Annotated in this window: 10 protein-coding genes; 7 read left to right on the top strand and 3 right to left on the bottom strand. The window is 44.2% G+C overall.

Translation table 11 applies throughout. From position 1 onward, the window contains the following. Positions 1–400 precede the first annotated feature (400 nt). The 4 genes from DXK30_RS05560 to DXK30_RS05545 all read left to right on the top strand — a co-directional run bounded on the left by DXK30_RS05560 (position 401) and on the right by DXK30_RS05545 (position 5,011). Positions 401–1,765, top strand: a complete 1,365-nt coding sequence (locus DXK30_RS05560; protein ID WP_114700849.1) for a glycerophosphodiester phosphodiesterase family protein — start codon at positions 401–403, stop codon at positions 1,763–1,765. Between the two features lie 232 nt (positions 1,766–1,997). After that, complete coding sequence (locus tag DXK30_RS05555; RefSeq protein WP_114700848.1) at positions 1,998–2,777, top strand: response regulator; 780 nt, start codon at positions 1,998–2,000, stop codon at positions 2,775–2,777. 16 nt (positions 2,778–2,793) lie between these two features. Further along, the gene (gene creC, locus DXK30_RS05550) at positions 2,794–4,575 is read left to right on the top strand and encodes a two-component system sensor histidine kinase CreC (protein ID WP_114700847.1); all 1,782 of its coding nucleotides are present in this window, start codon (positions 2,794–2,796) and stop codon (positions 4,573–4,575) included. A 235-nt stretch (positions 4,576–4,810) separates the two neighbouring features. Beyond that, entirely contained in the window at positions 4,811–5,011 is a 201-nt protein-coding gene (locus DXK30_RS05545; protein ID WP_114700846.1) for a hypothetical protein, read from the top strand. 130 nt (positions 5,012–5,141) lie between these two features. Here the strand turns inward: DXK30_RS05545 and aroC are convergent, their stop codons facing one another. Next, the gene (gene aroC / locus DXK30_RS05540) at positions 5,142–6,245 is read right to left on the bottom strand and encodes a chorismate synthase (RefSeq protein ID WP_114700845.1); all 1,104 of its coding nucleotides are present in this window, start codon (positions 6,243–6,245) and stop codon (positions 5,142–5,144) included. 135 nt (positions 6,246–6,380) lie between these two features. After that, on the bottom strand, positions 6,381–7,556 hold the full coding sequence (gene prmB / locus DXK30_RS05535) for a 50S ribosomal protein L3 N(5)-glutamine methyltransferase (protein WP_114700844.1): 1,176 nt from the start codon (positions 7,554–7,556) through the stop codon (positions 6,381–6,383). 341 nt (positions 7,557–7,897) lie between these two features. Here prmB and DXK30_RS05530 point away from each other — a divergent pair, with 341 nt between their 5' ends. Further along, positions 7,898–9,301, top strand: a complete 1,404-nt coding sequence (locus tag DXK30_RS05530) for a L,D-transpeptidase family protein (protein WP_227670761.1) — start codon at positions 7,898–7,900, stop codon at positions 9,299–9,301. Between the two features lie 112 nt (positions 9,302–9,413). Here the strand turns inward: DXK30_RS05530 and DXK30_RS05525 are convergent, their stop codons facing one another. Then, entirely contained in the window at positions 9,414–9,626 is a 213-nt protein-coding gene (locus tag DXK30_RS05525; RefSeq protein WP_114700843.1) for a hypothetical protein, read from the bottom strand. Positions 9,627–9,901: 275 nt separating this feature from the next. Between DXK30_RS05525 and DXK30_RS05520 the strand changes: the two genes are divergently transcribed. Both DXK30_RS05520 and alaS read left to right on the top strand, forming a co-directional pair. Beyond that, positions 9,902–11,632, top strand: a complete 1,731-nt coding sequence (locus DXK30_RS05520; protein WP_114700842.1) for a DUF389 domain-containing protein — start codon at positions 9,902–9,904, stop codon at positions 11,630–11,632. Positions 11,633–11,786: 154 nt separating this feature from the next. Continuing rightward, a complete protein-coding gene (gene alaS, locus DXK30_RS05515; protein WP_114700841.1) occupies positions 11,787–14,459 on the top strand; it encodes an alanine--tRNA ligase in 2,673 nt (890 codons plus the stop codon). Positions 14,460–14,643 lie beyond the last annotated feature (184 nt).

Below are 14,643 nucleotides of genomic sequence, written 5' to 3'. Positions count from 1 at the left end.
TTATCCTTAATAATGTAGTGAGATATGCCCTAAGCATTTCTATATTTTTTGCCAAAATAACGTGTGTGTCATTATATGGTCAATATCATCTGTTAGTTTGAGAGTATGGTCAATAGTGAGGTGCTAAACGGACAATAGCAAAAATGTGAAAAGACATGTATGACTTTATGACGAATAGTTTCAATACTATCAAGCTCAAATACTGTCAGCTGTCTATTTAGTACATGTGCCTACAATTGTATCCGTATCAAGGCTAAGTTCTTACAAGACTAAGCTCTTATAAGAATACACGACCTTTAGTTTCTTTTAGCAAACATCAACCAATAGTCAAACGTTAATCTTTTAATTCCTATCCCTACGTCTGATGGGATTTTTTTATAATTTTGCAGGAACATTTTACATGACAATTTCTAATAAATCAGCGCTTGAGCTGAGTAAGCACACGCTGGCCAAGGTTAATAAGATTAATATCGCCTTACCTTTAACGCTGATCAGCTCATTATTGATAGTAGGCTGCACTACCGATAGCCGCTCAACGCTCACATCAAAAGCCCCTTTATCGACAGTGCAATCACAGACACAATCGCCCACACCTGTCGCATATACCTATGGAGTGCGTCCGTTTTATTTGATAAATGATATGGATGAAGGACCACTAAAAGAAGAGCTACAGGCATGCAGAGGGCAGCTGCCAAGTAAGACAGACTTCTCTATTGCGCATCGAGGTGCGCCATTACAGCTGCCTGAACATACTTATGATAGCTACGTGGCGTCAGCACAAATGGGTGCTGGCATCTTGGAATGTGATGTCGCTTTTACCAATGACGGTGAGCTTGTCTGTCGTCATGCCCAAAACGATTTGCACACCACTACCAATATTCTAACCACGCCGCTCGCCAAGCAATGTACTGTGCCGCCTATATTGGATGCTAAAGGCAAACTTACTAATGCCGATAGTATCGAATGCCGTACCTCAGATATTAGCGGTACTGAGTTTAAAACACTGACGGGTAAGATGGATGCTGCCAATAAAAAAGCAACCAGTATTAGCGAATATATGAATGCAACTGCGCCTTGGCGAACGGACTTATACTCGCAAAATGGCAAAGTATTAACCTTAAAAGAGCATATCGCATTGGCTCGTAAGCTAGGTATGAAGCACACGCCTGAGCTAAAAGCACCTGTAGTGACTATGCCGTTTAACGGCTATCGTTTGGACGATTACCGTCAACAGCTGATAGATACTTATAAGGCAGCGAATGTACCTGCAAGCGATGTATTTGCTCAGTCATTCAATATAGAAGATCTTGATTACTGGATCAAAAACGAGCCAGCTTATGGTGCTAATGCCGTCTATCTTATTGATGACAGCAATGAGACCGCTAAGGATAAAACATTTGATAAAGATGACGCAACCACTTGGAAGCATTCATTGGCTGATATCAAAGCACGCGGCATCAACACCATTGCTCCAGCACTTTGGTTGTTAGTCACTACTGATGGTAAGGGAAATATGCAACCATCAGAATACGCAAAACAGGCCAAAGCCAATGGTCTAAAAATCATTACTTGGTCGATAGAGCGTTCAGGACCATTAACCGATGGTGGCGATTGGTACTATAGCGGTCTTAGTGATGCTATCAACAATGATGGTGATATGATGAATTATATTGACGTACTAGCGCAGGACGTCGGTGTCCAAGGCATTTTTTCAGATTGGCCCACTACGGTGAGCTACTATGCCAACTGCAAAGGTCTTAAATAGATTTTCGCTCAGTCTATTAATAGATAATCACGCTTAATCTTCGTTACCAAGGCCAGCTTATTTATTGAGCTGGCCTTTTTGTTGAATGTATTGAAATTATTACATCGCAAACTGTCTACTGAGCACCCTACTTTTCCATTAACTTTTCACACCATTTAACTCGTGGCAGCAAGAGCAACCTGCTGTTTTGTGCTACGATAATTTACTAAGCTTGTAAAACGATGTAGAGACTATGACCCATATTTTACTGGTAGAAGATGATCCTGCGATCGCGATGTCGCTTAAGGTTACCTGCAAGCGCGAAGGCTGGCAGATAACTTGGCTGGATAACGCCAGTAGCGTGCTACCCATGCTGCATAGTCATGAAGCACAAAATCTATCGGCGATCATTATGGATGTCGGTCTGCCAGATGGTGACGGCTTGAGCCTATGTCAACAAATACGTCATACACCTGATATCGACGCCTTAAAAGATTTGCCTATCGTGTTTTTAACTGCACGTAGCGATGAGGTCGATCGTATTTTGGGGTTGGAGATGGGCGGTGATGATTATTGCGCCAAACCCTTTAGTCCACGTGAGTTGGTCGCTCGTTTAAAAGCCATTTGGCGACGTGAACAGCTGATTCAACAGTCAAGCTCTCATACCATAAACTCAGATGACAGTACTGATACTACTCCCTCGAATAACCTATCAGGACAAGCATTAACGTTTGAGAACCAATCTGGCGTTTGGCATTATCAACCGCTGAACTATTCATTAACATGGCAAGAGCAAAAGCTTGAGCTTAGCAATACAGAACGCAAAATTTTGCTGACACTATTGCAAGCACCGCAGCAAGTCTTTAGCCGTGAGCAATTGCTTAGCGCAGTAAGCGACTATCCTGACCACCGTTTGGCACGCACTATAGACAGTCATATCAAGTCAATTCGTAAACAGCTCGCTATGGTAGATGCTAATGTCGATGTCATCCATACGCATCGCGGACTGGGTTACGCACTATGTCCCGCTTAACGGTGGCTGCTAGTTTATGAATAAAAAAACCAATCCTGCTGAAAATGATATTCATAATGACCAAAGCAATTGGTATGCCAAACTGCACCCTATTGGTACTGCTCAGCAAGCTCCTAAACGTAAACGACTGCTCAATTTAAGTATATTTTTTAGAATTTGGCTAGCCGTTGCGTTAGTGCTCGTCATATGCGGCGTAGTTGTGTTTACTCAATTGTTTGGCTACGTTAAGCCAACAGCGCAGCAGGTTATTGAAGACACGCTCCTAGACACCAGTAAATTACTCGCGGCCAGTCTACAGGTGCCGTTATCTACAGGACAGTTATATGACGAGGAATATCAAGCGCAACTTGATGCTGCATTTGTGGGCATGCCAGCGATGGGCGAAATACTCAGTCCTGTCGATCAAACCAAAAGCTATAGCAGCTTTCGAGTATACGTAACGGATAGCAGCGGCGTGGTCATTTACGACTCGCTACCTACACCTGACAATAGTGAAGGGCAAAATTATGGACGCTGGAATGATGTCTACCTCACTCTAAAAGGACAGTACGGCGCGCGAAGTACACTGCGAGACTATCAGCGGCGTGATGGTTCGGTCATGTATGTGGCTCAGCCCATCAAAAATCCGTCTGGAGATATCATCGGTGTGGTCAGTGTCGGTAAGCCTGTTGCTAGCGTATTGCCTTATTTAGATGACACGCGTAACCGCATGCTTATCACCGCACTACTTATCAGCATCGCCGCCCTTATACTGGCAGGTCTAGTAGCATGGTGGCTTAAGCAAAGTATTACCTTAGTGACTCAATATACCAGTGCATTGGCAGAAGACACTAAAAAGCCCTATTTTTATCTAGGGCATGAATTAAATAGCCTGACAGATACCATCGAGACCATGAAGCATCGACTCGAAAACCGTGCTTACGTCACTGATTATGTCCATACTTTGACCCATGAGCTAAAAAGCCCTTTAACCGCCATACGTGCCAGTAGCGAGCTGTTAGAGGACGATGGATTAGATGGCAATAAACTGGATAATGAAGATCGGCAGATGCTCATTGAAACGGTTGGTGAGCAAAGCGTAAAAATGCAACAGCTTATCGACCGACTTCTGTTGCTCGCTAAAGTAGAACAGCCTACCTTTAAGCTTAACCGACAACTGACTCCCCTATTACCACTTTTGCAAAGTTTGATCAAAGATAATACGGCCAAGCAGCAACAGCAGAATCTATACCCTATCGATATACATATTAATAATAAGAATGTGACCAACATTGCAAACTTGCCAGTAGAAGTACTGGCATCGACCAGCGTGTATGCTGACCAATTTTGGTTAATACAGGTACTGCAAAATGTGCTTGATAATGCAATACACTTTGCAAATCGTACCGTTGAGATTTCATTGCATAGCACTGCTCGAACCGTCACTATCGATATATTCAATGATGGTAAGCTGCTACCCGAATATGCTGTCGCAAAAGCTTTTGAGCGTTACTTTAGCTTGTCTCATCAAAGCCAATCATCATCTCAAACAACGAATCGCACAGACAGCAATGATCTATATACAGAGTCGGCAGATCCGACGACTGAGCCGAGGCAGACTGACCATAATAGTAATACGCTTAAAAAAGGCACGGGCCTTGGACTCACCTTAGTAAAGCAAGTGATTGAACATCATGATGGTCAGGTAGCCATCAATAATGTCTATGCCAACGATAATAAAATTAGCCCTGATAACACTGATACTGGTAAAAAGCAGCGTTCTGGTGTGATGGTTAGTATCACCCTACCACTAGCTTGAGAATAATAACTTATAGTCGATTCAATTTAAGAGTAGTACAAGGCAACCGAGTGCAGATGTATATGTAATACTTCAAGCGAGGTTAACGCTGTAATACTTTTATAGTGGAATGACTATATATGGATTCATCAATTTTCCATCATGACTGCACAGGATTTCTACTTCTTTATTTTACGATAGCACTAAGATCTATTGAACCATCAAATTCGTAAAGCAGATTAGAAGGAGAACATTTATGTCACGTCAATTAACTGATGACCCTATCATCAAGCACCTGATCGGCCTCAGCCGTCATCACTGCGTACAAACTTTATTGAGCCAAGGTGTCGGTAGTATTGAGTTTGGACATTGGTTAGCGATTCCTAGTCAGCGGTTATTGTTGGTGTTTCGGCATCAGCAATGTGTAGCTATTGATGAATATCAACTGGCAGCCTAATACCTTGCTAGCTCAACATGTTGATTATACTTAAATATAATTTACATTATAACAAGCTATAAAAAAGCCCTTTATCATTTCTAGTATCAAACTACTGGAAACAACAAAGGGCTGATTACGTTAAAAAATACTAAGTAATCGATTGTACTGGCGGCTTCACATCCGCGTTCTGACCACGATGACGCAGATAATGATCAAGCACTACAATCGCTAGCATCGCTTCGGCAATAGGCGTGGCACGCACACCGACGCAAGGATCATGACGGCCTTTGGTTAGCATATCGACTGCTTCACCTTGGGTGTTGATACTTTTACCAGCGGTGGTAATACTAGATGTTGGCTTAAGCGCAATACTCACACGGATATCTTGCCCTGATGAGATGCCGCCCAAGACACCGCCCGCATGGTTGGCTGCAAACCCATCTGGGGTCAGCTCATCACGAGCGCTATGCCCGAACTGACCTGCTACCGCCATTCCATCGCCAATCTCGACGCCTTTGACCGCATTGATACTCATCATCGCATGAGCGATATCGGCATCTAAACGATCAAATACTGGCTCACCAAGACCTACAGGTACACCGCTCGCAATGATATCAAGGCGTGCACCGCAACTGGTGCCTTCACGGCGCAAGTTGTCAATCAAGGTCTCAAAACGGCCAATCGCTTCTTTGTCTGCGCAGAAGAACGGATTACTATTTACAAATTCCCAATCGATCTGGTTCGGGTCTAGTACATTGCTATGCTCATTGCCGATTTGGGTAACGTGACCACGAATTTGTACGCCCAGCCGTTCTTGTAAGTACTTCTTGGCGATAGCACCGGCTGCCACTCGCATAGCCGTCTCACGCGCTGACGAACGACCACCACCGCGATAGTCACGGAAGCCATATTTCATACTATAAGTATAGTCAGCGTGTCCAGGACGGAAAGTATCTTTGATATCGCTATAGTCTTTTGATTTTTGATTGGTATTGCGAATCAATAGACCGATAGACGTACCTGTGGTTTTGCCTTCAAATACGCCAGAGATAATCTCAACTTCATCAGACTCACGGCGCTGGGTTGAATACTTAGACGTACCCGGTTTGCGACGATCTAAATCTACTTGTAGGTCGTCTGCAGATAATGCTAAACCTGGTGGTACGCCATCAACGATGGCCATAAGGCCTGCCCCATGCGACTCACCGCAAGTGGTAACCGTAAAAACCTGCCCAATACTATTGCCTGCCATAACTGTCCTTAAACAAGTAAACGCTACTGATGACTATTTGACCAATCACTCATGGTTATTGCTTGTCATGAGTGATTGTATTGTTATTTATAGTTTCGGCTAGTGTAGCCGATGCCTATCCGACCTAATATTTGTCTACTGAAGGCTATCTAATAGCTGAACATAAGAGGCAAACAATTGACGGTTTGAAACTAGCTCATCATAGGTAATCGCAAAGACACCATGCCCGCCATGTGCAAACTTCAACCAATCAAATTGAATCTCAGGATAGGCTTGTTTTAATGCCCATTCGCTGTCGCCCACTTCACAGACCAGCAAACCATCTGGGCTAAGGTAATCTGGCGCTTCAAATAAGATACGATGTACCAAATCCAAGCCGTCTTGGCCCGCGGCTAGTGCATGCTCAGGCTCGTATAAGAATTCAGGCGGCAAATCTGCCATGATAGCCGCATCGACATACGGCGGATTGGTGACAATAAGCTCATACTGGTTCTCAGCAGGTATCTTGGCAAACAAATCAGACTCGATTACATTTACTTGATGGCCAAGGTCATGATGATCGACATTGACCATTGCCACGTCCAGCGCGCCTTTATCGATATCAACAGCATCAACCAATGCATCAACGAAACGGGTAGCAAGCGCGATAGCGATACAACCAGAGCCAGTGCACAAGTCTAAGATACGCTCAGGCTGCGATAACTGCTTCACATCCAAGCCATGATCATAGAATACCGCTGACTTTTCATTCGGGCTAACACCCAGTGGTTTGGCGAGCTCAGTCACATCAAAGTACGGATGGAACTGCTGACGAATCAACTCTGCGATTGGCGAGCGCGGGATAAGCACGCGTTCATCCACATAAAAAGGCAAATCACAGAAGTATGACAAGTTAATCAAATAACTCAGCGGCTTACGTTCAGCAATACGCTCTTCTAACAGTCCCAGCACTGCCTGCTTCTCTGACGTGGTCAAACGGCAGTCTAAAATTTGCTCATTGGCTGACCAATCTAAAGACAACGAATGCAATACAATGGCTGACGCTTCCGCAAACTCATCAGTCGTGCCTTGTGCGACAACCACATCATAGTTACGTAATTGTGTGACGGAAAAACGAATAAAGTCGCGAATACTCACCAGCTGCTCGCGTGCTTCATTCAGCTCTGCTTGCAGGTTAGCAAATTCATCGTGCTCACCAAGAAGTCCAGTCTCTAAATCATACTCCATCTCACCGTCTAAGCCCTTAGACTCATCATCGTTGAAGTATTGGTTTTGAAACTCTTCTGCACTCATCGTTTGGTCTTCTGACATATCGCACCTTATGGATTAACTATTAGCGGGTTAAATGGCTTTTTGCTAAAAATCGATCTATTAATGAAAAAATTAATCATACATTATAGACGTAAACACCAAATAGCGCCAATCACTGTCGTTTTTACTGAAACAAAAAATAGTGAAAATAATGAGGAGTTTGCGTAAGAATCTAGCATGGCGCCATACACACCTTAGCTAAATTATTACCCAACTGTAGCGAATACGTCAGCAGTTGACGTTTAGCCAGCTCTAAATGCAAAAAGATATACCAAAAGTTTGCGAAGCAACCGAATTATGCGCATAATAGCCGCATTAGTAGCAACCACAAGTGATTCAATATGATGAAAATAAAGCCTATTATTACTGCTATATCTATCGCTGCCATGAGTGCCAGCGTTGGCGCACTTGCCGCCACCGCTGATAATGCTCGCACATTGCCAGTGCGTACATCGAACGCTATGCCAGGCCTTGCCCAAAAGGTTAGCCTCAATGTGCAAGAAAACCGTAGTCGCTCAGATGGTGCTGCTACTGTGCAGTTAAATACAGAGAACACAAAACCCGTTGATAGCATGAACCAGCTGATCAACACCAAACAAGAAGCTAGGCAAAACGCGCCAGCGCCAGCTGCTGACAATATGAGCGCAGCAGAACTGACGCGTAAAGATGAGCAGTCAGATAGCACTGATGATATCAGCGAAGGTCAAGCCGTTGCCGCGCCTAGCGATGTCTCATCTATTGACTCATCTGATCCGCTCGCCTTTGAGCTACCGGAGAGTGAAAAGCGTCAAGACTTCAGTGATGATCCGACTATCAAGAATATCGAAGATAAAGATGGTAAGAGATATACCACATTAAACTTGTCAAATTACGCACAACAAGTCAATAACGCTGTCTGGTCGCCTAACATGAAAGTCAACTCAGCGATGACGATCAAAATGCAAGCGTTGCTCGATTGGAACCATGCCTCTCCTGGTCCTATCGACGGTGGCTGGGGTATGAACAGCAAAAAAGCCCTTATTAATTTCCAAGCGATGAAAGGCTTGCCAACCACAGGCAAAATGGATCAAAAAACGTGGGATGCCTTGGTTAAGAACATTCCTGCAACCAAACCTGTACTCGTCACTTATACGTTGACTGATGATGATATCAATACCAACTTTGCCACCACGCCTGCTGGTGCAGAAGCCAAGTCAAAAATGAAAGGACTGTATTATCAAGACATCAAAGAGATGCTTGGTGAACGCTTTCATATGGACGTACGCTATTTAGATAAGTTAAATAAAAACAAAGAGTACAAAGCGGGTGAAACCATTACAGTGCTCAATACTCGTGGTGCGCTAAATAAGCGAATCAACCGCGTGGTCGCTAATAAAGCTGATAAGACATTATATGCTTATGATGGTAACCAGCTGGTAGCGACCTACCCAACGACCGTTGGTAGTGATGATACTCCGTCACCACATGGTACTTATAAGATTGTCAATAAAGTCAAAATGCCGTGGTATAAAGCCACAGTCGGTGAAGGCGCTCAGAAAAAAGTGCATATGTTACCACCAGGACCAAACAATCCAGTCGGCGTGGTATGGATGGGCTTATCTAAGCCTTCGTATGGTCTACACGGCTCACCAAAACCTGAAGGCATCAGTCGCCAAGCGTCACACGGTTGTATCCGTCTGACCAACTGGGATGTGCTTGAGGTTTATGCCAATATCGAAAACGGCGCAACGGTTGAACTCAAATAGTTATTTATCATAATCAGTCATCTACGATGGCTAAAAAAAAGATCTCAATATTGAGATCTTTTTTTGTTTGCTGATAGGCAGCTCCACTCCATATCGATACCGCAGTTCGCCTTTATGTTTTATAGCCTTCTTCACTCCCAGTAATACTACCAATCTTTTTGGTAAAGAACAGCCCTGCAGGTATCGAAGCTAAAATACCCAGTCCAACTGCTATTTGAATATGAAATATCTCATCAAACCCTGTAATTAGAGCACCAATCATAAAAAGTCCGATAGTCACGGTGGCTGTCATTGAGTAGATGACAGAAAATAATGGCCAGTTCATAAGTTATTCCTTATCTTTATTGTGGATATAATATATTTAACCTTAATTCCACAAAAAAAGTAAGTATTTACCGTGAACCCTTGTAGCATCTATATTGAATGACTTCAGAATAAAAACCATGCTATTATTAAGGTTTTAGACTTAATCATAAGGAACATCAGTTCCTACTCCCATCTTCTCTCAACTCTTTTTTATATTTTCAAGAATCTCCTATATCTTTATCTATTTATCATTACAATAATGACTTTCTTTATCTACTAAGAACGCTATCTGCTATGTCCTCATCTGAAAAAAATACTACGCCTAACTCAGTGGATCAAAACGATTCATCAGTCACTACTGACGCTTCTAACAATCAAGACGCGACAATTGACCCAGTAGTTGATGATGCCGCTGTAAACAATGATAAAAGCGAAGACAATCAACACAAGCAATCGACTGATACAGATGGCGAAATAGACTCCGAAGTAGACACTGAATGTGCGCAGCCACCTGACGCCGAAATAACGATGGAAACCATCAGTGACGATGTGGTCGTAGCAACATTGGAATCGACAGAACCTGAGTCACAGTCAAATACTGAAGCATCAGAGAGTGCAGAGTCAGAATCTATAGAAGCAAAAGAAAAGTCCGATTTCTTCCAGTCGGATACGGCAGAGACAACAGAAAAAAATGCTCAAGATGATAGTGATGCTGAAGTAACGGTAGAAGCAGAAGACGACTATGCTGATGACCAAACTATCGCAGTACAGTCATCAGATAATAAAGCAGCCAATCAACAAAAGATCAGAAATGCATCTAGTCGCGATGACGACCATCAAAATAATGACTCAGAAGATAAAAGCCAAAATAAAGACACCGATGTAGAAGATAGCGATGTAGAAAACGAGAGTGACGAAGACGAGGTTCAAGAAGAAAAAGAAGCCAAACTTGAGTCTTATAAGCAATTTGTTGCTGAGCAATTCAGCAATCAAAAAGTAGATTACCCAGAGGTACGGGTTAGAATTGAGGCGAACGCCCTGCCTAGCAAGATGTACTTCATCATGAATATTTTGTCTGCCATCATTGCCAGTTATGGCCTAGTGACCAATTCAGCAGCCGTGGTCATCGGAGCGATGCTGGTTGCGATGATGCTAGGCCCTATCACGGGTATAGCACTAGCAATTATCGATCACCGTATGCCATTGCTACGTAAGTCGCTTTTTACCGTCATCATCGGTGTCTCATTGGTGGTATTGGTCGGCTTTATCGTTGGTTGGCTACATAAAGACCAACCGCTAACGGCAGAAATCCTATCTCGTACCCAGCCTACTTCCATGGATTTAATGATTGCCTTAGCTGGCGGTACGGCTGGCGCGTACGCGATGGTATCCCCGCATCTCTCGGTTGCCGTTGTCGGCGTTGCGGTTGCCACAGCCTTGGTACCACCACTGGCTGCTAGCGGTATCTTGCTCGCTAATGGCGAGATGCAGCTTGGGCTTGGTGCGCTTCTGTTGGCAGCGACCAACATTCTTGCTATCCAGTTTACCAATGCGCTTGTCTTATGGGTCTTAGGGTTTCGTCGTTTGGTCGATGACGACTATAAATCAAATACCTATCTGACTTTTTTGCAGCGTAACGCGGTGACTTTATTACTACTTGGCGGCTTAGGTGCCTACTTAACCATCAACCTACAGACCAATGCTAAGCAGCAAGTATTCGAGAGTAGTGTCAAAGAAGCCATCAACAACTACTTTATCGATCAAGGCAATGTATTGACCAATACGCAGTTTGATACCTCAGAAGAAAACCAAGTGGTGCGAGCAATCGTGCGTGGAGAGACATTACCGAGCTCATATGACGTACGCCAGATTGAGACACTCATTACTAATGATATGGCAGAGAATTTCCCAGAGTACTTGCCAATCAAGCTTCAACTACGTTATTTGCCTGTGCAAGTAATCGAGTCCAATCCAACCACACAAGACAAATTGGATGAAACGGATGCGGCAATTTTGACCAACTAGTCTGCATACGCTACAAATTAGGCGATGACTAGCACACGTATAATAACCTAGTAGTTATAACTCTTGTACCAAGAGCTTGGGCGTTTGTGCTAAAATCGCTTGCAAAATTATTTTATGTCATTTACTCAATTCTATCCGTCAGTAAGGAGCCGCTGTGAGCCAGCCATTTCGCTCAGCCGATATTCGCCAAGCCTTTATCGATTTTTTCATAAGCAAGCAGCACACCCAAGTTTCATCGTCTAGCTTGATTCCACACAATGATCCGACATTGCTATTTACCAATGCCGGTATGAATCAGTTTAAAGAGACCTTTTTGGGTATGGAACCACGTGACTATACACGTGCAGTAACCTCTCAAAAGTGCGTACGTGCTGGCGGCAAACACAATGATTTGGATAATGTCGGCTATACCGCACGTCATCATACTTTCTTTGAAATGCTTGGTAATTTCTCATTTGGTGATTATTTCAAGCAAGCAGGCATCGAGTATATCTGGGAGTTTCTAACCTCAGATAAGTGGTTAGCGATTGATAAAGATCGTCTCTATGTCACGATCTATGAGACTGATGACGAAGCTTTTGAGATTTGGAATAAAAACATCGGCATTCCGAGTGAGCGCATCATTCGTATTGGTGATAACAAAGGTGCTCCTTACGCTTCTGATAACTTTTGGACAATGGGTGACACTGGTCCTTGTGGTCCTTGTACCGAAGTCTTTTATGACCATGGCGCCGATATCGAAGGCGGCTTGCCAGGTACGCCAGAAGAAGACGGCGATCGCTATATTGAGATTTGGAACTGCGTATTCATGCAGTTCAATCGCCAAAAGGACGGCACGTTATTACCACTCCCTGCACCTAGCGTCGATACCGGCATGGGGCTAGAGCGTATTAGTGCCATCATGCAAGGCGTTCATGGCAACTACGAGATCGATTTATTTGTCCATTTGATGGATGCAGCAGCTGACATCTTAGAGATCAATAATGAGCAACAATCATCACTAAAAGTCATCGCCGACCATATTCGTGCTGTGGCGTTTTTGATTGCTGATGGTGTCACGCCAAGTAATGAAGGTCGCGGCTATGTATTGCGCCGTGTCATTCGTCGCGCAGTACGTCATGGCAACAAGCTTGGCGCTGATAGCGAGTTCTTCTATAAAATGGTTGCGCCGCTTGTGGCTGAAATGGGCAGTGCCTATCCTGAGCTACAAGACAAACAAAGCGTCATAGAAAATGCTATTCAAAAAGAAGAAGCACAGTTTGCTAAAACATTGGCCCAAGGCTTACGTTTACTTGCCAGCGAACTTGAAGGCTTACAAGATGGCGATACGCTATCTGGTGAAGCGGCGTTTAAGCTCTATGATACCTACGGTTTCCCACTTGATTTGACCGCCGATATCACTCGTGAGCGTGGTATTGCTATTGATGAAGCCGAATTTGATGAGCATATGCAGGCACAACGTGAGCGTGCACGTGATGCTGGCAAGTTTGACGTCGATTACAGCAGCGTTATCCAAGTAGAAACGCCAACGACATTTATCGGTTATGAACAGCTTGAAGAAGACGGCGTGACTATTGACGCGCTTTATCAAGACGGTAACCCGGCAGACAGCTTAACAGAAGGCATGGAAGGCGTTGTAGTCTTGGATCGCACCCCATTTTATGCTGAAGGCGGTGGTCAAGTCGGTGAGCTTGGTGAAATCCGTACAGCATCTGGCGTCTTTGAAGTGCAAGATACCAAAAAATCTGGTCAGGCGATTATCCATTATGGTGTCGTGACCATGGGTGATATCAGCACCAAGCAAACCGCTGAATCGCAAGTACTGTCTAGCATTCGTGCAGCCAGTGCCAAAAACCACTCGGCAACTCACCTATTGCACGCAGCACTAAGAGAAGTGCTAGGCGATGCGGTCACGCAAAAGGGCTCACTAGTCTCAAGCGAAGTGTTACGTTTTGACTTTGCTTATGACAAACCTGTCAGCGCTGCTGAAATTATGCGTGTCGAACGTCTCGTTAATGAGCAAATTCAAGCCAACACCCCTGCCCGTATCGAGCACATGTCGATTGACGAAGCGATGAACCAAGGCGCTATGGCACTGTTTGGCGAAAAGTACGGCAGTGACGTTCGAGTCCTAACCATGGGTACAGACCGTATCGTTGATGGTCAGCGCAAGCCTTTCTCTATCGAGCTATGCGGTGGCTTGCACGTACAGCGTACGGGCGATATCGGTGTGCTAAAAATCACCAGTGAGTCTGGTATTGCGGCTGGCATCCGCCGAGTTGAAGCCGTCACTGGCATGAACGCGGTCAAAAACATCCAGCAAAGCGAGCAACAGCTAAGTGAATTGGCAAGTCAGCTAAAAGTAAAACGTCCTGAAGTAGCGCAGCGTGTCCGTACGATGGCTGATAAGCAACGCGACCTAGAAAAACAACTAGAGCGCTTGCAGCAAAAAATCGCCAGTGCTCAAGCAGCCAATTTGCTTGATGATGTACAAACGATCGCAGGTACGCCAGTTCTTATCAGCACCTTAAGTGGTATCGATGGTAAATCCATCCGTACACTGATGGACGATATCAAATCAAAACTGCCTGATAGCGTGATTGTATTGATTGGTGATAAAGATGACCAATTAGCACTCGCAGCAAGCGTCGCAAAATCTGTCACTGCCAAAGTGAAGGCTGGTGATATTATTCGTCATTTGGCAGGTGAGCTTGGTGGTAAAGGTGGCGGTAAGCCTGACTACGCGCAAGGCGGTGCACCGAAGTCTAGTAACAGTGCAGCGGTTATCAGCGCTCTACCTGCTTGGATTGAAACCCAGCTTAGCTAAGCTAGTGAATATTAAACTCGCGAATATATTGGTATAGCGCATCACAAAGTACTTTATATTTATCGCATAGCTTTACTCTACTACGCATAGAATACATGATTGGTTATAACTACTATAACCAATCGCCATACATCTAAGCGCTCCTGAGACTTAAAGTTATGCGGTAGATATGGTATAAAGGTCA

Origin of the sequence: Psychrobacter proteolyticus, assembly GCF_003350005.1 — a bacterium.
Classification (GTDB): domain Bacteria; phylum Pseudomonadota; class Gammaproteobacteria; order Pseudomonadales; family Moraxellaceae; genus Psychrobacter; species Psychrobacter proteolyticus.
The sequence above is the reverse complement of the archived record's forward strand: the minus strand, read 5'-3'. Positions and strand labels throughout refer to the sequence as shown.